General features: G+C 66.1%; 2 protein-coding genes. Both read left to right on the top strand.

The annotated features are described in order from the left end of the window. Positions 1-92 precede the first annotated feature (92 nt). A complete protein-coding gene (locus IG94_RS41380; protein ID WP_211269729.1) occupies positions 93-347 on the top strand; it encodes a DUF6332 family protein in 255 nt (84 codons plus the stop codon). A gap of 42 nt (positions 348-389) precedes the next feature. Continuing rightward, positions 390-1,189, top strand: a protein-coding gene (locus tag IG94_RS41375; RefSeq protein WP_224326725.1) for an IS5 family transposase whose coding sequence is annotated in 2 segments (ribosomal slippage) — positions 390-725 and positions 728-1,189 — 798 coding nt in all. Because the reading frame shifts where the segments join, the coding sequence is not laid out codon by codon here. Positions 1,190-1,199: the final 10 nt, after the last annotated feature.

Below are 1,199 nucleotides of genomic sequence, written 5' to 3'. Positions count from 1 at the left end.
CTTAGAAGTTGTCTCAATTGGTGATCGCCCGCCCCGTGCGGATCGGAGACCGGGACAGGTCGGTGGCTTGACCGTGCTGTGAGACTTGCAACATGGACATGGGGCGTGAGTCGCGGTGGGAAAAGGACGCAATGACGGTGGAGATCGCTTTCGCCCTGGTGACTGCAGCTGTGCTGGCTGGAGTGATCTTTGCCGCCGCTTGGGCTCTCGCCCTGGTCCTTGACCTCTCCGGATCGGCGGGGAGAGGCATGTTGGTAGGCGGCGCACTGCTCGGAGCGGTGGCCGGAGTATGGCGTCTGGTACGAGTGCTGCTTCGGTTTGACGAGCAGCGCCGAATGGGCAACTGACTACGGCCATTTCCTTGCGGTCGGTAGCCTCCCGGCGTGGGGATCGTTGAACGGCTGGTGCCGGATGAGTTGTGGGAGTTGTTCCAGCGGGTGGTGCCGGAGGCGCCGTCCCGGCCGCAGGGTGGTGGTCGGCGTCGGCACGGTGACCGGGAGGTGCTGGCCGCGATCGTCTTCGTGGCCACGTCAGGATGCACCTGGCAGCAGTTGCCTTCGGCGTCGTTCGGCCCGTCCGGAGCGACCGCTCACCGGCGGTTCTCGGAGTGGTCGAAGGCCAGGGTGTGGGCCAAGCTCCACCGCCTGGTCCTCGACGAACTCGGTGCCCGCGGCGAGCTGGACTGGTCGCGGTGCGCGATCGACTCGGTGAACATGCGGGCCCTGAAAAGGGGGACCTGACAGGTCCGAATCCTGTCGACCGGGGCAAGTACGGCTCGAAGATCCACCTGATCACGGAACGGTCAGGTCTGCCCGTATCCGTCGGCATCTCCGGCGCCAACCTGCACGACAGCCAGGCACTGATCCCGCTCGTTAAGGGCATCCCTCCGATCCGCTCGCGCCGCGGACGGCGCCGGCGCAAGCCCGCCAAACTTGACGCCGACAAGGGCTACGACTACACCCACCTGCGGCGATGGTTACGCGAACGCGGCATCACCCAGCGCATCGCCCGCAAGGGAGTCGAGTCCTCGCAACGGCTGGGCCGCCACCGCTGGACCGTGGAACGCACCATGGCCTGGCTCGCCGGCTGCCGCCGCCTCCACCGACGCTACGAACGCAAGGCCGACCACTTCCTCGCGTTCACCAGCATCGCCTGCACCCTCATCTGCTACCGCAGACTCACCAAATGAGATGACTTCT

Origin of the sequence: Streptomyces olivaceus (genome assembly GCF_000721235.1) — a bacterium.
Lineage (GTDB): Bacteria > Actinomycetota > Actinomycetes > Streptomycetales > Streptomycetaceae > Streptomyces > Streptomyces olivaceus.
The sequence above is the reverse complement of the archived record's forward strand: the minus strand, read 5'-3'. Positions and strand labels throughout refer to the sequence as shown.